General features: G+C 62.2%; 16 protein-coding genes. 5 read left to right on the plus strand and 11 right to left on the minus strand.

What is annotated here, in order from left to right; all coding sequences use genetic code 11:
- Window positions 1-65 precede the first annotated feature (65 nt).
- Complete coding sequence (locus tag O4H53_RS00885) at window positions 66-1,523, minus strand: glutamine synthetase family protein (RefSeq protein ID WP_269360607.1); 1,458 nt, start codon at window positions 1,521-1,523, stop codon at window positions 66-68.
- 68 nt (window positions 1,524-1,591) lie between these two features.
- Window positions 1,592-2,911 (minus strand): aromatic ring-hydroxylating dioxygenase subunit alpha, encoded by a 1,320-nt coding sequence (locus tag O4H53_RS00890; protein WP_269360608.1) that lies wholly within the window; start codon window positions 2,909-2,911, stop codon window positions 1,592-1,594.
- 177 nt (window positions 2,912-3,088) lie between these two features.
- Between O4H53_RS00890 and O4H53_RS00895 the strand changes: the two genes are divergently transcribed.
- Window positions 3,089-3,889 (plus strand): IclR family transcriptional regulator, encoded by an 801-nt coding sequence (locus O4H53_RS00895; RefSeq protein WP_269360609.1) that lies wholly within the window; start codon window positions 3,089-3,091, stop codon window positions 3,887-3,889.
- Between the two features lie 224 nt (window positions 3,890-4,113).
- Here O4H53_RS00895 and O4H53_RS00900 read toward each other — a convergent pair whose 3' ends face one another.
- From O4H53_RS00900 to O4H53_RS00915, 4 genes are all read right to left on the minus strand, one after another.
- Entirely contained in the window at window positions 4,114-5,322 is a 1,209-nt protein-coding gene (locus O4H53_RS00900) for a CaiB/BaiF CoA transferase family protein (RefSeq protein ID WP_269360611.1), read from the minus strand.
- A 79-nt stretch (window positions 5,323-5,401) separates the two neighbouring features.
- Window positions 5,402-6,358 (minus strand): tripartite tricarboxylate transporter substrate binding protein, encoded by a 957-nt coding sequence (locus O4H53_RS00905; protein WP_269360613.1) that lies wholly within the window; start codon window positions 6,356-6,358, stop codon window positions 5,402-5,404.
- 23 nt (window positions 6,359-6,381) lie between these two features.
- Window positions 6,382-7,899: a tripartite tricarboxylate transporter permease gene (locus O4H53_RS00910; RefSeq protein ID WP_269360615.1), complete on the minus strand. Its 1,518-nt coding sequence runs from the start codon at window positions 7,897-7,899 to the stop codon at window positions 6,382-6,384.
- A gap of 7 nt (window positions 7,900-7,906) precedes the next feature.
- Complete coding sequence (locus tag O4H53_RS00915) at window positions 7,907-8,347, minus strand: tripartite tricarboxylate transporter TctB family protein (protein ID WP_269360617.1); 441 nt, start codon at window positions 8,345-8,347, stop codon at window positions 7,907-7,909.
- Window positions 8,348-8,449: 102 nt separating this feature from the next.
- Here O4H53_RS00915 and O4H53_RS00920 point away from each other — a divergent pair, with 102 nt between their 5' ends.
- Window positions 8,450-9,406 (plus strand): LysR family transcriptional regulator, encoded by a 957-nt coding sequence (locus tag O4H53_RS00920; RefSeq protein ID WP_269360619.1) that lies wholly within the window; start codon window positions 8,450-8,452, stop codon window positions 9,404-9,406.
- A gap of 73 nt (window positions 9,407-9,479) precedes the next feature.
- Here the strand turns inward: O4H53_RS00920 and O4H53_RS00925 are convergent, their stop codons facing one another.
- A complete protein-coding gene (locus tag O4H53_RS00925; RefSeq protein WP_269360620.1) occupies window positions 9,480-10,715 on the minus strand; it encodes a serine hydrolase domain-containing protein in 1,236 nt (411 codons plus the stop codon).
- Between the two features lie 340 nt (window positions 10,716-11,055).
- Here O4H53_RS00925 and O4H53_RS00930 point away from each other — a divergent pair, with 340 nt between their 5' ends.
- On the plus strand, window positions 11,056-11,757 hold the full coding sequence (locus O4H53_RS00930; RefSeq protein WP_269360622.1) for a TetR/AcrR family transcriptional regulator: 702 nt from the start codon (window positions 11,056-11,058) through the stop codon (window positions 11,755-11,757).
- Window positions 11,754-13,436 (plus strand): amidohydrolase, encoded by a 1,683-nt coding sequence (locus tag O4H53_RS00935; RefSeq protein ID WP_269360624.1) that lies wholly within the window; start codon window positions 11,754-11,756, stop codon window positions 13,434-13,436. The genes O4H53_RS00930 and O4H53_RS00935 overlap by 4 nt, the downstream gene beginning before the upstream one ends.
- 131 nt (window positions 13,437-13,567) lie before the next feature.
- Here O4H53_RS00935 and O4H53_RS00940 read toward each other — a convergent pair whose 3' ends face one another.
- Window positions 13,568-14,257, minus strand: coding sequence for a 3-oxoacid CoA-transferase subunit B (locus O4H53_RS00940; RefSeq protein WP_269360626.1), 690 nt, complete (start codon window positions 14,255-14,257; stop codon window positions 13,568-13,570).
- Complete coding sequence (locus O4H53_RS00945; protein WP_269360627.1) at window positions 14,254-14,961, minus strand: 3-oxoacid CoA-transferase subunit A; 708 nt, start codon at window positions 14,959-14,961, stop codon at window positions 14,254-14,256. Before O4H53_RS00945 ends, O4H53_RS00940 begins: the two co-directional genes overlap by 4 nt.
- A gap of 100 nt (window positions 14,962-15,061) precedes the next feature.
- Between O4H53_RS00945 and O4H53_RS00950 the strand changes: the two genes are divergently transcribed.
- On the plus strand, window positions 15,062-15,820 hold the full coding sequence (locus O4H53_RS00950; RefSeq protein WP_269360628.1) for an IclR family transcriptional regulator domain-containing protein: 759 nt from the start codon (window positions 15,062-15,064) through the stop codon (window positions 15,818-15,820).
- A gap of 20 nt (window positions 15,821-15,840) precedes the next feature.
- Here O4H53_RS00950 and O4H53_RS00955 read toward each other — a convergent pair whose 3' ends face one another.
- Window positions 15,841-17,331, minus strand: coding sequence for an amidase (locus O4H53_RS00955; RefSeq protein WP_269360630.1), 1,491 nt, complete (start codon window positions 17,329-17,331; stop codon window positions 15,841-15,843).
- The gene (locus tag O4H53_RS00960) at window positions 17,328-18,638 is read right to left on the minus strand and encodes a D-serine ammonia-lyase (protein WP_269360631.1); all 1,311 of its coding nucleotides are present in this window, start codon (window positions 18,636-18,638) and stop codon (window positions 17,328-17,330) included. The genes O4H53_RS00955 and O4H53_RS00960 overlap by 4 nt, the downstream gene beginning before the upstream one ends.
- Between the last annotated feature and the right edge of the window lie 2 nt (window positions 18,639-18,640).

The following is an 18,640-nucleotide window of genomic DNA, read 5'->3' on the forward strand; positions in this document are numbered from 1 at the left end:
CCGGGGCCTGCCCACTTTCCTGCCGTTAACTGGTGGAAAGCGGGCAGGCCCGCGTCAGCGGCGTTTCAGTAGATCCCGAAATATTCGGCCTGTTCCCATTCCGAGATGGTCAGGTGGTAACGGTCCCATTCCGCGCGCCGGATGAAGGCGAGGTAATCGACAAAAGCATCGCCCAGCACCTCACGGTAGAAGGACGAGTTTTCGAAATGCTGGATCGCGCTGAGCAGGCTTTCGGGCAGTTGCGTTGCCGGGCCGTCATAGGGGGTTTCCACCGGGTCGGGCGCGCGCAGATTGCGGTTCAGACCATCGAGGCCTGACAGGATCTGGCTGGCAAAGAAATAATAGGGGTTGGCCGTTGTCTCTGCCACGCGGTTCTCGATCCGCGAAGCGGGGTCACCGGGTGCCATCAGGGCGCGGATCATAGCGCCACGGTTGTCGCGGCCCCATTGGATGCGGTCGGGGGCCAGTTGATGCGGGCGGTAGCGCTTGTATCCGTTCACCGTCGGCGTAGTCAGCAGGCAGGATGCGCGGGCGTGTTCCAGCAGGCCCGCAATCCAGCCACTGGCCGTATCGGTGATCGTCCCCGCGGCAGGTGGCACCAGCAGGTTCTCTCCGGTTGTCATGTCAACAAGGGACTGGTGCAGGTGCCATCCGCTGGCGGCGGCATTGGCGAGGTTCGGCTTGCACATGAAGGTCGCATGCAGGCCACGCCGCGCGCAGGTCTCTTTCACCATGGCGCGGAACATCATCATGTTGTCCGCATGGGTCAGCGGTTCGGCAGGGTCGAAGGTGAATTCGAACTGGCTGGGCCCCATTTCGATCTCCATCGAGCGCACCGGCAGGCCGAGCGCCTGGCAATGGCGGCGGAGATCGTCCAGCACCGGTTCCACCAGGTCATAAAGCTGTTCGGTCAGGAACTGGTAACCCTGGGTGAGGTTGCGGGTCTGAGGCGGCTGGCCGGGCATCGTCGCATCGCCATGGTCGAGCTTTTGCGCGACCAGCGCATAGATCTGAAATTCGACCTCCAGCCCGACAACCAATGCGATGTTATGCTCGGCCAGGCGCGCAATCGCACGCTTGAGCACGTCACGCGGCGAGAAATCCAGGGTGGCGCCGTCTTTTCCATGCGGATCGCAGAAGATCCAGGCGGAGTTCGACGACCACGGCAACTCGCGATACGTGGCAGGGTCGGGCAGCAAAAGGATATCGCCCGCACCGGTCATGCCCCCGGGAATGTCGGGGTCATCCGACCACACCGGAAAGACAGTCTTGTGCGATGTGTCCTTCAGAAGAAGGGTGGAGGGCATCGCAACCCCGGAGGTGAAGATCGAGGACAGGGCCGATGCCACGAGGGTCTTGCCGCGCAGGATGCCGTGCTGGTCGGCAAAGAGCACCCTCACCGTCTCGACATCGGAGCCGCTGACCCGTTCGACCAGGGCGGCGGCGGCGCCGATGGCATCCTCGTCAAGCAGACCCATCCGGGCAAGCGCGCCGCTGGCGATCTTTTCGTGTAACTGGCTCATATCTGCCCTTCAGGTGGCGGCATCAGGGAACCGCGCGTCAACCACCGGTACGATTCATCTTGTGGCCATCAGACCTTTGCATCCCATCCCTTGCAAGCCTCGCGTCGTTCGGCATCGCTTTGCGTGAAGACATCCTGCCAGTTGTCCCGCGTGCCGATGGTGTCGTTTGAGATCGGGCCGTAGATCTTGCTGACATCGACGCCGTTGCACATGGGCAGCGCATCGGTGTTTCCATCCTTGAGGCTGCTGATCGCGGCGCGCATCATGCGCCGGTATTTGATGATGGCAACATCGGTCTTGCCCAGATGTTCCCTGGTCCGGTCAAAGATCCGGCCGGGGCTTTCGACCGCCCATTGATCGTGCACGTTGATGTCGAGCCCCATGCCGGTATAGGTTTCGCGGGCCTGCTCTTCGGGGTCGAAACCGTAATTGTTGCGCTTGTTCTTGATCGGGGCATAATCGGGCAGGCGATGTTCCCTGAGCCGCTGATCGCGCATCTTCTGCTTGTCGACGGGTTTGTCAAAGCTGGTGAACATCGAATACCAATAGCAGGTCTCGTCATCCACCGGCACATGCCACTGGGTGATGATCATCTCCCGCGACATGGGGATCGAGATCGCCTCGGGGAAGATCTGGTTGGTGATGCGCACATGGGTGCGGCCGTCTTCCATGTGGCGCAGGGCGATGATGCGCATGCCGTAATCGGTTTCCTCGACCGTGATGTCGGGGCGCGGATAATCGCGCAGCAGCTTGGTCATCGGGATCTCTGTGTTGGCGGCCATGTCGCGGAACTGCTTGCCATAGCTGTCGGCGGGGTCTTCGTCCTGCAGGAAACGATGCAGGAAAGAGGCATGCGCAGGGTCGATGCCCACCTCCATCGCCTGCAGCCAGTTGCATTCCCACAGACCCTTGAAAGCAAATACGTGACTTTCCGGCGCGCGGAAACAGTCGAAATTCGGGAAGGCCGGTGGCGTGCCCGGCCCCATATAGGCAAAGACGATCCCGTTCTTTTCGATCACCGGATATGATGTCGTCCGGATCTGTTCATGCATCCGCGACCCTTCGGGTTCACCGGGTTGTTCCACGCATTGACCATTGCGGTTGAAGTGCCAGCCATGGAAGGGGCAGCGCAATCCGTTGTCTTCCAGCCGACCATAGCAAAGATCGGCCCCGCGGTGCGGACAGCCCCGTGCGATCAGGCCAAGTTCGCCTTCGCTGTCACGGAACAGCACCAGATCCTCACCCAGCAGGCGGACCGGCACAACCGGGCGTTTGCCCGCCAGTTCGTCGGTCAGCGCGGCAGGCTGCCAATAGCGGCGCATGACCTCGCCCGCCTCTGTCCCGGGACCAGTTCTTGTGAGCGTTTCGTTCAGTTCCTGGCTGATCATGGGAAGTCTCCTTCAGATTGGCGGCTGGGTGTATCTTTGCTCCATTTGGTTAAATAACGCACATATGTTACATTAACAATCCTCATGGCGACATCCCGGGTGATATCTTGGCTTTTGGTTTAATAGCGCCCACGGATGTGTCATCTGAAAGAACCAAGCGAAATCCAGGAGTCGCCCGTGACCCTTCGTCCAGACCCATTGAAACATGAGATTGCGGACAGGGATATTTCCTCGACCTTCGTGAAGGGCATGGCCGTCCTGAAAGCCTTTGACGATACCCATACCAGGCTTACGCTGGCCGAGATCGCGCAGCTGACCGGGCTTGACCGCGCGTCGGTGCGGCGGCTGACCCTGACGCTGGTCCATCTGGGCTATGCCGAACGGGAGGGGCGGCATTTTTCCCTGTCACCGCAGGTGCTGATACTTGCGGGCAGTTTTCTGCGCGGCAATCAGTTCGGCACGCATATCCAGCCGCTGCTGAACCGCTATTCCACCCGGATCGGGCAAACGGTTTCGCTTGCCATTCCCGACGGCAATTCGGCGGTCTATGTTGCACAGTCGACAGCGCAGGAGGATGCGGTTTCCTTCGGATTCACCGTCGGCAGCCGCTTGCCATTGCTCCACACCGCCATTGGCCGGATGATACTGGCCTTTGCGCCGCAGGACCGGGCGGAGGAGACGATCCGCAGCCTTCCGTTTGAACAATATGCGCCGGATACCACCATGGACCGCACCGAAATTCTGAACCGGGTGCAGCACTGCAGGGCAGTTGGCTATGCCATCGTCGAGAACGAGTTCGAACCGGGGGTGACAGGTTTTGCAGCCCCCATTGGCGGGGTGAATGCCTTGAAAGCCGTGGTCGGCACGTCGATGTCGACCCTTGGCATCCGCAGCGAGGGTGACCGGTTGCAGACGATCAGCCTGTTGCAGCAGGTCGCGCAGGAGTTGGGCCGGTCACGGCTGTTTTCTGCCAGCTGATCGGGGCAGCTCGGAACATGTGTCGAATGCCGCGGGTGTCTGCTATAGCGCTTCGGGATATACCTGAATCACTTGTTCGCTGCCTCTCCCTGCGGTCGAACGCGAAAAGTGATGTTGGATGTTTCAAGTTAATCCCGAAACGCTGTAGCGGAATCAAGCTGCTGTCAGTCGATGCCAGCCAGGGCCCGGAACAAGCCGAAGGCGCCGGGTCAGGGTCGCCACTTTCACTCGATGACGCCGCTCTTTCTCAATTCCGCCAGCTTTTCCAGGCTGAGGTTCAGGCCCGACAGGACGGCGTCGGTATCTGCGCCAAGTGCGCTGGGGATGTTCACCGGGGATTGCGCCACCCCGTTGGCCAGAAAGCTGAGCCCCGGCACAAAGACCTCGTGATCTGTGTCGCCCTTGATGTTCATGCTGCTGATGATGCCGCGTGACTGGATGTGATCCTCGGCCAGGACTTCTTCGAGGCCACGGACTCTGGCGGCGGGGACCTTCCATTCGGCAAGCAGCAGTTCCCATTCGGCGGCCGGTCTGGTGAGGAAGATATCGTCGAGCTCCCGGCGCAGCTGGCCGCTGTTCCGCGCCCGCGCGGCGGTGCTGGCATAGCGGCTGTCTACCGAAAGATCTTTGCGGTTCAGGGCGGCACACAGCAGATGGAACTGGGGGTCGTTGTTCGCGGCAAGCATCAGCATACCGTCGGAGGTTTCAAACGCACCGGAGGAGGGGCTGGCGCTCCAGGCTTCGTTTCCATTCTGCTCCGGCAACCAGCCGGACGACAGGTGTTGCGTCGCGAGAGAGGCCATCATCATCAGCGCGGTGTCGAGCATGGCGACGTCGATGTGCACGGCCTTTTTCAACCGCTCCGCCTCGCGCAGGCCTGCGATGATGCCCAAGGCCGCGTTCATCCCGGTGGCATAATCAATATAGGGTGCGCCGACCTTGGTGGGGCCGCTGCCCTTTGTGCCGGTGGTCTTCATGATGCCGCACATGCCCTGGATGATGTGGTCATAGGCGGGCCGTTCGCTCAGCGGGCCGGTCTGACCATAGGCGGAGATCGAGCAATAGACGATCTGGTCCTGCATCTCGCGCACCGCCTCGAACCCCAAACCCAGCCGTTCCGCGACACCGGGTTTGAAATTCTCGACAAAGATGTCGGCACCCGCAATCAGCCCGCGCATCAATTCGATCCCTTCTGCAGTCTTGAGATTGATGGCGACGGATTTCTTGTCTGCGTTCTGGGTCATGTAGCCCAGCCCCATGCGCCGCGCGATCAGGTCCGGGAAGGGGCCCAGCACGCGGGTCCAGTCACCTTCGCCGGGTTTTTCGATCTTGATGACTTCCGCCCCCATGAGCGCAAGCTGGTAGGTGGCATAGGGTCCGGCAAGTACCTGGCTCAGGTCGATGACCTTCAATCCTTTGAGTGGCTGAAACATGAGGCCTCTGATGCTGTTTGAGAGGATGTTGCGGGTGCCCCGGGCCGGCTTTGGCCCGGGCGGCGCTGTGCGATGGGGTTCAGGAACCGTCGGTCAGGATGCCCTTGTGCTTTGCATAGGTGGCTTCGATTTCTGCACGCGCCTCATCGAGGTTCATGTACATGATGGGGATGTTTGCCCCGTCCGTGACCTTCTTGAAGTCGGCATCGTCCGCGGCGGCGGAAAGCGCGTCAGAGATCCTCTCCAGCACCTCGCGCGGCGTCCCCTTGGGCAGAAACAGCGTGGTGCGCGTGTCCATGCCGATGGGATAGCCGTCCTCCTCGATCGAGGCGACATCGGGTGCCGAAGGATGGCGGAAGGTCGTCGTGGCAGAGATCGTCTTGAGCTCATCAGGATAGCGGTAGTGGATCCCGCCGGAGAAGGCCGCGACCACCTGCTTGCCCAGCAAGGCGGTGATCATCTCGCCGCCGCTTTGCACCGGGACGGCATTCGGTTCCAGCCCGTTGGCTTCGGCCAGGGTGTCCATGTACATCCGCGCTTCGGGGCTGAGCGCCGCATAGGCGAAGTTCGGGTTTTCCCTGGCCCAGGAAATGAAGCCCTGCAGATCGTCGAAGGGCGCGTCGACATGGGCGACCAGCCCGGTCTGATAGGCGGTGATCATGCCGGCATATTCAAAGTCATCCGGTGTGAAATTCACCTGATCCATGATGAAGGGCGCGGAGTTCACGACGGAGTTGGAATGGAACAGGATGGTGTAACCATCGGGGGCCGCCTGCGTCAGTTCGCGCGCGGCGACAGCGCCGCCGGCACCGGGTTTGTTCACCACGTTGACGGGCTGGCCAAGCTGTTCCGCAAGGACCCGCGCCGCGCCGCGTGCAACAAGGTCCGTCTGGCCGCCCGCACCGTATCCCACCAGCATGGTGACAGGTTTCGTCGGATAATCCTGCGCTGCGGCCAGGTCGGGCAGCAGGCCCGCCGAGGCGATGGCCAGGCTCGCGGCAAGACCGAGTATCGCGCGTCTTTCAAAGCATTTCATGGTTGGTTTCCTCCCTTTCAGTTTCAGTGTTCCTGGGTTGTTGGTGGCATTTGCACCCGGCGCGTGACCGAGGAGCGGCCGGACATGACGACAAAGACAAGCGCCGCAAACAGAAAGACCAGCGCGATGGGATGGCCCAGCAGGTTCGACGCGTCGTGTTTCAGCAGTTGCAGGGACTGCCGAAAGCTGAGCTCCAGCTTGGGTCCGATGACAAAGCCGATCAGGAATGTGACGAAGGAAAAGTCGAGCTTGCGCGCCACGAAGCCGATCAGGGCAAAGCCGAGCATGATGAAGATCGAGAAGATGCTGCCGGTTTCCATGTAGGATCCGACACAGCAGAACAGCAGGACACCGGGGATCACCAGCCGCAGCGGAACATGCACGATCAACGAGAACAGCCGCTGGCCCAGCAGCCCGATCACCAGAAGGATGGCGCTGGCGCAGAGCATGGAGACATAAAGCCCCGCGACCATCCGGGGCTGTTGCTGGAACATCAGGGGGCCCGGGGTCAGCCCGTGCAGGATGAAGGCGGCGATCAGGATTGCGGCAATGACGCTGCCGGGAATGCCCAGGGCAAAGAGCGGGATCAGGCTGGAAGGGACCACGGCATTGTCCGCGCTTTCGGCGGCGGCGACCCCTTCGATCATGCCGGTGCCGTATTTTTCCGGCGTGGCAGAGACGCGGCGGGTTTCGCCATAGGACAGGAAGGAGCCGACGCTGGCGCCAAGGCCCGGCAGGATGCCGATCGCGGCACCGATGAAGGTGCCGCGCGCGATGACCGGCGCACAGCGGCGCCATTCCTCGCGGGTCACTCTGCGGTCGCGGGGATCGCTGCTGTCGCGCAACTCGGCCGTTTCGCGGTCCAGCGTGTCGAGGTTTCCGGCCTGTACGATCATTTCGGCCACCGCCAGCATGCCGATGGCCATGGGCACCAGGGAAATGCCGTCTTCGAGTTCGAGGTAGCCGAAGGTCAGGCGCGGAACAAAGGTTTCGGTTTCCAGCCCCACGGTGGCAAAGAAGATGCCGAAACAGGCAGCAATCAGACCTTTGGTGAGCGAATTGCCGGAAAGGCCGCCGATGAAGACCAGGGAGAACACGAGGATGGCGCAAAGCTCCACCGGGCCGATCAGCAAGGCGTAGCGGGCGAGGGGGGCTGCCAGCAGGATCAGGATGATGGTGGAGACGAAATCACCGATGACCGAGGCGAAAAGGCCCATCTTCAGCGCCTTCTGCGCCTTGCCCTGCCGGGCAAGCGGATAGCCGTCAAAGGCGGTTGGTGCGGAGGAAGGCTCGCCCGGCGTGTTGAGCAGGATGGCGGAGACTGCACTGCCTGCGGCGCTGCCCTTGGCGATGCCGATCAGCAGGCCCAATGCGCTGACCGGTTCGAGGTAGAAGGTCAGCGGGATCGAAACAGCCACGCCGATGGCCTTGCCCAGCCCCGGAATGGCACCCAGCACATAGCCGAGGGTCACACCGACAGCGACCCAAAGCAGCGTGGTGCCGCCGAACACATCCCCGATGCCCAGGATCAGATATTCCATTGCACCCTCACAGGATCGCCGTGCCGAGGACCTTGTAGAACAAGGTCCAGAGTCCGGTCAGCAGCACCACGGTCAGCGCCAGAATCACCAGCGGGCGGCGTTCGCCCAATGCAAGAAGCCCGAATATCACGAGGGAAGAGGCGCCGATCAGCGCGCCGAAGAATTCATAGAGTACAATCGCTATGGCAAAGACTGCGGAGATCCGCAAAAGCGCCAGCAACTCCTTGCGCGAGAAGGGCGGCGGATGGTCATCCTCGCCCCCGCGCAGGTTGCCCAGCACCAGCAGAAGGGAGAGCCCAAATATGCCGATCATCGTCATTTGCGGCACCAGCCGTGGTGACATCATGCCGGATGGCCCGGTGCTGATCTGGCCCGGAATGACAAAAGCCAGCATGACAAGCGAGAACACGCACAGAATGATGCCCGATATGGCGTTTGCGCGTTTCATGGCCCCTCCCAGAGTTCACATTCCGCGAATGTTCGCAAAGGCTATCCACTTGCCGATGAAAGAAGTACTCTAAACTTTCTTGGAATATGATAACTTTTACTGATGGCTCATTCACCCCTTCATTACGAAAGACTGCGCCTGCGGCATCTGAGGCTGTTGCAGCTGATTGATGAACACGGTTCGCTGCGGTCGGCGGCGGCGGAACTGAACCTGACGCAGCCCGCAGTCTCGCAGATGTTGAAGGATCTCGAATTCGCCATGGGCGTGCCGTTGGTCGAACGTTCGGTGCGGGGGGTGGTGCTGACCGATACCGGGTTGCTGGCGCTGCGGCGGTCGCGGTCGGGGCTGGCGACATTGGACCAGCTTGTGCGCGAGCTGGACGCGGGGCAGACGCTTTCGCTGCGGATCGGCACGAATTCGGCCCTGATGTACAACATCATCCCCGAAGCGCTGCGCCGGTTGAACGTGGGCCAGAGCGAAACCCGGTTCCAGCTCAAGACCGGCCTGGTCGGCGATATGGTCGAGGCGCTGAGCGAGGGCAATCTGGATTGCTATGTCGGGCGGCTGGACTGGGATCAGGTGCCAACCCGCATCGCGCGGCTGCTGACCTATGATCCCTTGCTGGAAACGGACCTGATCCTGATCTGTCCGACCGGCCATCCGGTTGCCCGGCTGGACGCACCCAGAGCGCGGGATCTGGTTGGCTGGCCCTGGGCCATGCCCTCGCGGGAGTCGAACAACCGGATCGTGCTGGAATCCGCGATGCGCAGCACAGGTGCCCCGGAACTGACGGCGGCGGTGGAAGTGTCGGCGGACCCGAACGGGTTGATCAACCTGGCGCTGGCCCTGGGGATGTTGACCTGCGTGCCGCGGGTGGCGCTGAACGAACATGCCAATGCGCAGGATTTCAAGGTGCTGGAGGTGGCAGACCTCGCGCTGCCGTCGATCCACATCGGCTTTGCGACCACGGCGGAACTGCAGCAAATGCCCGAAGTCGCCGACCTGCGCGAGGCGATGCTGGATGCGGCAAAGGCATGGATCGCGGGCAGCGAAGGGTAGCAACGCCCGGCGAAACGCGCCGCCACAAATGCCAGGCGGAGGGAAGGGCCGGCAGGGGGCCGACCCCAACCCCTTATTGCGTCAGTTTCGCGGTGATCTGCGCAAAAAGCTCTGCGTTTTCCGCATCATTGCCAATCGGCGCTTCGGTATAGCTTGTCTTGACGATGACAATCTTGTTGCTCGGATCGACACGGATGAATTGATGGAACAGGCCCATCGCCATGTAGACGTCGCTGTCGGCTTCCGTCCACCACTGGTACTGATAACCAAGTGGCGATCCTTCCTCGATTGGCGAATATCCGGCGTCAGGCACGGTCGCCTCGGTCACCCAGGCTTCGGGCAGAACGCGGGTGCCATTGGCCATGCCACCCTGCAGGAACATCTGGCCGAAGCGCGCATGATCCCTTGCCGTGACAGCAAGGCCAGCCCCATAGAATTCACGCCCGATGTCATCAGGGCCATCCATGATCCAATAGGCGTCAGACTCCGCCCCCATCGGCTGCCAGAGTTTTTCGGCCATGTATTCGGCGCCAGTCCGCCCGGTGACACGCTCGACGATGCAGCCCAGGACGCTGGTATCAAGCGTGGCATAGTTGAAGCGTTCGTCAGGCGCTGTAGCGCCCTTGACGGATTCATTCGCCGCGTAATCACACCAGCGGTAGTTGTAGGCGACAAGCGCATTGTCGTGCACCTTGGTCAGCTGGGTATCGCTGCCGAACTCGTAACGCTCTTCCCAGTCGACACCGGACCGCATCCGCAACAGATCGCGCACACTTGGGCCGTCATAGCCGGTGCCTGCCATTTCCGGCAGATACTTGGTGACCGGATCGTCAAGATTTTCGATCAGCCCATCCTGCAAGGCCAGGCCGATCAGCGTCGACGTATAGGACTTGGCGACAGAGAAGGTCAGGAAGCGCGTCGTCGGGCCGCTGCCGTTGCGATAGCGTTCATAGACCAGCTCGCCATCCTTCAGCACGACCAAAGCATTGGTCCGGGTCTGTTCAAGCGCGCCTTCAAGGTCATAGGTCTCGCCAAGGATGGTGTAGCTGCCTTCCAGCGAGATCGGGTTTTCGGACAGCTCCCAGGTTTCGGACCCTGCCGGAACCGTGCGGGTCGCGAACATCTGGTCCATGTGCTGAAAGGTCAGATAGTTCAGCGTGGGCGTGAACATGCTGGCACGGGCATTGATCATCGTGGGCGAAAGCCAGCGCGCCGGATCGGCTGCATCCTGGGCCCAGGATGCAAAGCCAAGGCAGGCACAGGCCGTAGTGACAGACAGCGTTGCTGCCAGGCGGGGAAGTTTGGACATGGTGTTCATTCCTTTTGACATGGGGTTCATTTCTTTCGCCTCTGCGGGAAGGCGGGGGCCAACGATGGCCCTGCCGCCACAAGCTTTTTGGGCAGGCTCAGTTTGGATGCCTCGGCAAAGGCGGCAGCGGTTGCCAGTTGCGCATCCGGCACGGACGAGGTGCCATCGGGACAAGAGAATTAAGCGCGATGCGTGCAAGCGCGGTCACGGCACAGGCTTCCGAAAGGGACTGCGTTTCGATCATCGCGGTTTCCGTCCGTTCAAATTAAGGTGGGCCAATTGGTATTGACAATAATATTTTAGTCAATAAAATTTTTTACTACATGAAGGACTTTATGCCATGGGTCAAACGACAAGCATTGAGGCAGCGCAGGGCGCGCCAGGCCTGCGGGACCGCAAGAAGGCCCGGCGCCGCGAGGAAATTCTCGAAGCGGCACAAGGGCTGTTTGCAAGCCAGGGTGTCGATGCAACGACAATGGCCGACATCGCCGAGGCCGTTGGTGTGTCTCAGCCCACCGTCTTCAATTATTTCGGCAACAAGGGTGGCATCCTGATTGCCTTGATCCATGAGGGTGCGGCCCGCGAACGTCAGCACAGCAAGATCTTGGTGCCGCGCACGGATCTGGACTTTGCCACGCTGCTCGTCACCATCTTTTCCGAGTTCGCGGAGGGTACATTGCGCATCGCCAGCAAACGCATCTGGCGCTATGCCGAGGCTGACACAATCCGCTATCCGACAACAGAGCTGGCGCAATCCTACCAGATCGTGAACACCGAGTTGATGTCCGCGTTGCGGCAGGTGCTCTCCTCTTATGACCTTACGCTGCACGACGGAAATCCGGCGGATGTCGATCATCTTGTGCAGATCCTCTACGACATCTGGGGCGGGGCCTTCTTCGACCTGATCAAATCAGAAGACATGACAATCGCGGATCACCGCATCGCGCTGACACAGCGGTTGGAGCCGTTGTGCAGAATGATATTTGCACCTGATTTTCTCGCGGAGCCAACTTTGAAAACAACAATCGGCGACCCCACATGACCCAGGCAGATATTGTCATCAGGAACGCGCAGATCCTGACCATGGACGAGCGCGCGCCGACCGCGCAATCACTGGCCCTACTGGGCAACAAGATCGCGGCAGTGGGGCGCCATGAAGACACGACTGATCTGATCGGGCCAAAGACCCGCGTGATCGACGCTGACGGCGCGACGGTATTGCCCGGCTTTGTGGAATCGCACCTGCATCTTTTCAGCGGGGCCTATGGCAGACGGTTCCTGCAGATGTCTGAAATCGCCGATCTTGAAGCCGCGAAAACCGCCTTGCGCCAGTTTGCTGCCGACAATCCCGACGAAGGATTGCTCGTCGCGCAGGGCACGACCTACGAGCTTCTTGCCGGTCACGGCAAGGATCCCCGGCAATTGATCGACGAGATGGTTCACGACCGCCCGGTTCTTGTCTTGTCCTTTGATTTTCACACCGGCTGGGCCAACAGCGCCGCGCTGGAGCAGGCAGGACTCTCCCGGGGCCGCGATGTCGGGGCGGGCAGCGAAGTGGTGGTGGGCCCTGACGGAATGGCCACCGGAGAGCTGCGCGAAAAGAATGCCATCGGACCGGTGCGTGCCCTGCGGACCAGCGGCGGGCGCGAGATGCTGGGCAACTACGGGCTGGAGCCGGAAACGCCGCCAACGCCCGAAGAACGCGCGCAGGACATTGCGGTGCTGAAGGAAGGTCTGGCCTTCTGTGCGGCGCAAGGGATTACGTCGATCCATAACATGGACGGAAACCGATATCTTCTTGAGCTCTTGAAAGAGATCGAGGATGCCGGGGAACTGACGGTCCGTGTTGAAGTGCCCTTTCACCTCACGCGTGAGAAACCTTTGTCCTCGCTCGACGAGGCCAGCCGCCTTGCAGCAGATTTCAACAGCGACAAGCTGAAATCCGGCCGGGTGAAGATTTTCTGCGACGGTGTACTGGAAAGCGGCACCGGGGTGCTTGTGGATGAGTATGCGAACCAGCCCGGTCACCGGGGTGAGCCGATCTTTGAAGCGGCGCATTTCAACAAGGCTGCCACCGACATTGACGCGCGCGGCCTGCAGATCAGCGTACATGCCATCGGGGATGGCGCTGTGCGGATCGTTCTTGACGGTGTCCAGGCCGCACAGGAAGCCAACGGCAAACGCGACGCGCGCCACAGGATCGAACACCTCGAAGTGGTCCACCCCGAGGATTTGCCCCGGTTTCGCGAACTTGGCGTCATAGCCTCCATGCAGCCGCTGCACGTGCCGGGGGTTATGGGTCTGCCCCTTGAACCGGCTGTTTCCGTTATCGGCGAAGCCCGCTTGCCCTTTGCCTATGCCTGGCGCGACGTTATCGAAACGGGTGCCGATTATGCCTTTTCCTCGGACTGGCCCGTGGTGCGCGTGGAACCGCTGGTCGGGATTTCGGCAGCGCTCACGCGTGAACCCTTCCACCCCGGCGTTCCGGATCAGCGCGTACCGCTCATGCAAGTGCTCGAAGGTTTTACCTGGCGCGGTGCGTTTGCAGGTCACATGGATGACCGCACCGGGCGGATCTGCACCGGGATGCTGGCCGATCTGGTGATACTTGGCGGCGATATCGCGGCAACAGACCCGAAAGAGATACCTGGCCTCGGGCCGGTGATGACCATCTGCGATGGCCAGATCACCTTTGAGGCGACGCAGGGGCCAGGGGCGTAACTGGCTGATTGCCGCGCCTCATCCCGAGGCTGGAGCGTCCCGCCTTTAACCTGATACACTCAGTATCGCCGATGTCCCGAGAGCGCGAAGCGCGGCAGGGTATCGGCGTTTCAAGTTTAAGGCGGGGCGCTTTAGGCTGGTTCGTCAGGGCAGATCAGGTCAGCGACAGCGCCGTCGATATGCAGCGGCGCACCGGTGACGGATTGCAGCTCTTCCAGGGTCACGGCGGGCACTTTCTCCCGTAGGACAAAGCGCCCGTCGACCACATCCACCACCGCAAGAGAGGTGTAAATCCGCGTCACGCAGGCAACGCCGGTCAGGGGAAGGGTGCATTCAGACACCAGCTTGGGCAAGCCGTCCTTGGTCACATGGTCGGTCAGCACCGCAACGCGCTTTGCGCTTTGTACCAGATCCATGGCACCGCCAACGGCCGGAATGCCGCCCCTGCCGGTGGACCAGTTCGCCAGGTCGCCGTTCTGCGCAACCTCGTAGGCACCAAGGATTGCAACATCCAGATGCCCGCCCCGCACCATCGCGAAACTGTCGGCATGGTGAAAGAAGGCTGTCCCCGGTTTCAGCGTGACGGCCTTTTTTCCCGCATTGATCAGGTCCCAGTCTTCCTCGCCGCGGGCCGGGGCGGCGCCAAAGTCAAGGATGCCATTCTCGGTATGAAAGATGGCCTGCCGTCCGGGAGGCTGGAACTGCGCGACCATTTCGGGAAATCCGATCCCGAGATTGACATAGGCTCCGTCCTCGATGTCCTGCGCGGCGCGCCATGCGATCTGGGCATTGCTCAGCTTTGCGTGGGAAACTTCGGTCATGGATAGACGGCCTCCGCCCGGTTAAGCTCTTCTTCCTGTGCGGGCGCGGACACCTCGACAAGTCGGCGAACGAAGATGCCCGGCGTGACGACATGTTCCGGGTCGATCCCGCCCGGCGGCACGATCCGCGATACCTGGGCAATGGTGGTTGTGGCTGCCGTCGCCATGATCGGATTGAAGTTCCGCGCCGCCATCCGGTAGGTCATATTGCCATGCTGGTCACCCAGCTCGCCCTTGATCAGGGAAAAATCCGCCTTGAGCCAGCGCTCACGCACATAGGACCGGCCTTCAAAAACCTCTGTCGGCTTGCCTTCCGCCACCTGGGTGCCAAAGGCCGTGGGCGTGTAGAAGGCGGGTATGCCCGCACCACCTGCCCTGATCCGCTCTGCCAGGGTGCCTTGCGGCACAATCTCAAGCTCGATCCGCCCCGCCTTGTAGGCTTCGGCAAAGACGGTGGGGTCAGCCGAGCGCGGAAAGGAACAGATCAATTTGTCGACACGGCCCTGTTCGATCAGTGCCGCAAGGCCGACATGGCCGTTACCCGCATTGTTGTTGATTACCGTCAGATGCCGCGCGCCCTGGTCGATCAGCGCATGGATCAATTCGATTGGCGCGCCGGAGCCGCCAAAACCGCCGATCATCACGGTCGCCCCATCCGGGATGACCGACACTGCATCGGCAAGCGATGGGAAAGTCTTGTCCATTGATGTCTCCTCGGCTTTTGATACGCGCTGAACCGGAACCGGCACCAGATTCAATGTTCACATGTTGACATTTGTTCACATGCTGCCATCAGTTGTTCGCATGGTGCACAGAACCGATTTCATCGCCTCCTTTGCCAAGGGGCTGCGCGTGCTCGAATGCTTCCGGGCCGAGACGCCGCGCCAATCCGTATCTGAAATAGCCGCCGCGACAGGGCTTGACCGGGCGACTGCCCGCCGCTGTTTGCTGACGCTCACCGAACTTGGATACGCGGAATACGATGGCAAATATTTCCAGCTCACGCCGCGTGTTCTGCGGCTGGGGATGGGGGCGCTGGCAGCCCTGCCGCTGCCGCAGATCGTGCAACCCTGGCTAGATCAGCTTTCCGCGCGCACCGGGCAATCCTCTTCGGTGTCGATCCTGGATGAGACCGAAATCGTCTACATCGCCCGTTCGGCGGCCACCCGGATCATGTCCATCGGGCTGATGCCGGGGTCGCGCCTGCCTGCGCATTGTACCTCCATGGGTCGGGTGCTGCTCAGCGCGTTGCCCGAGGAGGAAGCACTCAAATGGGTCGACCTTTCCGACCTCGCACCGCGCACGATGCGCAGCCGCACCGATCCTGATGCGATCATGGCGGAACTGGCTGTCGTGCGCGCGCAGGGCTATTCGGTGATCGACCAGGAGGTTGAAATCGGTCTGCGGTCAATCGCCGTGCCGCTTTACGACATTCGCGGCCGCGTCGTCGCAGCGCTGAACCTTGGCATCGCGGCCTCAGATGCGCCCGCGTCGGAATTGGCCGAACGCTTTATCGCCCCGCTGCGGGAAGCCCAGTCAGGGCTGCGGCGGGTCTTGCAATAGGCCAGCCACCTGGCACCCGGTCAGCTGAAGGTCAGGAATTCATCCGCCTGCGACAGCGGCGGGGCGGCGCGCAGGGCGGCAAAGTCGGGGGCAGGCACGGCCAGATCGGTGCCTGCGATGATCGCCTCCAGCTCAGCGGCGACGGCCATCACGCCCAGATCGTCGTGACGACGCCCGACGATTTGCAGACCAAAGGGCATGCCATTCGCGTCCATCCCGCAGGGGATCGTGATCGACGGATGCCCCGGAATGGTGGAGGCATAGGCCATTGCCAGCCAGTGATAATAGCTTTTTGTGGGCGTTCCGTCGATTTCGGTCGGGTAGAGCTCGCGCCAGGGGCGGGGGCTGAGGGTGACGGCGGGCGAGATGATAAAGTCGTGCAACTCGAAGAACGCCTGCCAGTCGCGGTGATAGCGCCCTTGGGCAAAGATCGCCTGTGCCACGTCCTCGGCGGAATAGCTGCGGCCTTCGCGGACGTTGTCGGCGACGTTGGGGCCGACCTGATCGGGGGTTTCGTCGTAAAGTTTTGCATGGACGCCAAGGAACTGCACCCCGCGCAGCACCGAAAAGATGCGGTCGGCGTCGGTGCAATCGGGGTTGGCTTCGGTTATGTCGCCCATGAAGGGTGCCAGTTTGGGCAGGATCGCGCGGAAGTGGTCGCGGATCAGGCGTTCGGTGGGGGCAAAGCCGTAATCTTCGGTGACCGCGATGCGCAGGGATGTCAGATCGCGGCGCGGCAGGTTGGCAAAGCTTGCCGCATCCCACGGGGTGCGTCCGTCGATCACGGTGGTGAATGGATCGTTGCGGTCGGGGCGTGCCAGCACGGACAGCATCAGCCCCGCATCCGCCACGCTGCGCGCCATCGGGCCGGAAGTGGGCATGGGGATCAGCCCCGCCGCACGGTTGTTGCCCGGCACGACACCGGGGCTGGGCCGGTAGCCGACAACCCCGCAATAGGCCGCCGGGTTGCGCAGGCTGCCGCCGGTGTCCGATCCTGTGGCCAGAGGGGCGTATTCGCAGGCCAGTGCCACCGCCGAGCCGCCCGAGGATCCCGCGCAGGTGCGGGTCAGGTCGTAGGGGTTGGCTGTCACCCCGTTGACGCGGTTGCGGGTGTTGGCACCGGCACTCCATTCCGGCGTGTTGGTCTTGCCCATCGGCAGGCCACCCGCTGCGCGCATCGCTGCAACAATGGCGTCGTCACCGGTGGCGATGTTGTCGGCAAAGGCTTCGGACCCGAAGGTGGTGGGCAGGCCCGCCACGTCGATCATGTCCTTCACCGCAAAGGGCAGCCCGTGCAGCGCCCCGAGCGGCGCGCCCGACATCACGGCGGTTTCCGCCTTTTTCGCCCCCTCCAGCATCCCGTCAAAGTCGCGTGCGATCAGGGCGTTCACCGCATGGTCCAGCGTCTCGACCCGCGCGATGCACGCCTCGGCCAGCTCGACCGGCGACAATTGTTTGCGCGCGATCAGGCGGCGTGCCTCGATGGCGTCAAGGCTGGCGGGGTTGGTCATGGGGTGATCTCCTGTGGCAGGTCATAGGCCGCGGGCAAAGCGGCAGCAGCCTCCAGAAAGCCGCGGTGGGCAGCGTCGGGGACGAACAGGCCGCCGGTGGCCCAAACGACGTGGGTGATGTTTTCGGGCGCGACATGGGCCATGTGCTGCGCGCGGAACGCCTTGCCCATGGCACTGTGCATCAGGTGGTGCGGCCCTGCGAAGCCGGCAGTGGCGGAGGGTTCGAAATGCAGCCCGTGGTCATGACCCGCCGCGACCCAGCGCAGCATGTCGGCATCACCAACGGTGCAGACACCCGCCAGACGGTCGTGCATGCGCGCGTGCACCAGCGGCGACAGGGTGGCGACCGCCATGCCGTCGGCCTCGGTCCGGTTGCTGAGGCCCAGATCGTGGACCGATGGCGCGTCGAATGCCATCTGGCACAGGGCCGAGGCGGATTGCTGCGGCTCGACAAAGAAGCTGTGGGCATGGGGGCCGAACATCGCCCGCGCGCCATAGGCGATGCCACCCGGCGCGCCGCCGATACCACAGGGCAGGTAGAGGCACAGCGGGCGGTCGGGGCCGATGGCAATGCCCATCGCATCCAGTTGTGCGGCCAGTTCCGCCGCTGCCGCGCTGTAGCCGCGAAACAGCAGTTCCGAGGATTCATCGTCAACGAAATAGCTGTCGGGATCATCCGCCGTGGCATCGCGCGCGGCGGCAACGGCGGTGGTGTAATCCGCCCTGTGCAGCACCACCTCGACCCCCAGCTTGCGCAGGCGGTCGACCTTCCACGGCTTGGCGTCGCTCGACATATGCACGACACAGGCATACCCCAGCGCGCGGGCGGCGATGCCGACGCTGAGACCCAGATTGCCGGTAGAGCCGACCGCAATCGTGCGGGTCGCAAAGAAATCGCGCATCTCGGCCAGACGGGTTACGGGATCGTCAGGGCCAAGTATTCCAGCCGCGCGGGCCTGTGTGACGGCGCAGATGAACACCTCAAACAGACCGCCGCGTGCCTTGATGGACCCGGCCACCGGCAGGGCGTGGTCGCCCTTGATCAACAGGGTGCCTGGATGATCGCCAAAGGCTCCGGCAGGTGCCGCGATCAGGTCCGAGGCGATGCGCCCGCCCGAGGCTTCCAATTCAGGGAACAGGCGCGCCAACAGCGGGGCCGGCATGGCCCAGTCATCGCAGGCCTGGTCCAGATCGGCGCGCGCCATGGGATCGGGGGCGGGCACATAGGCGGGATTGACCCACAGAACGGACTGCCCCGCACGCAGGGTGTCGCGCAGGGCGATCATGTCCTGAGGGGCAACGGGCACCG

This window comes from Sulfitobacter sp. G21635-S1 (assembly GCF_027213915.1).
In the GTDB taxonomy this organism is placed as follows: domain Bacteria; phylum Pseudomonadota; class Alphaproteobacteria; order Rhodobacterales; family Rhodobacteraceae; genus Sulfitobacter.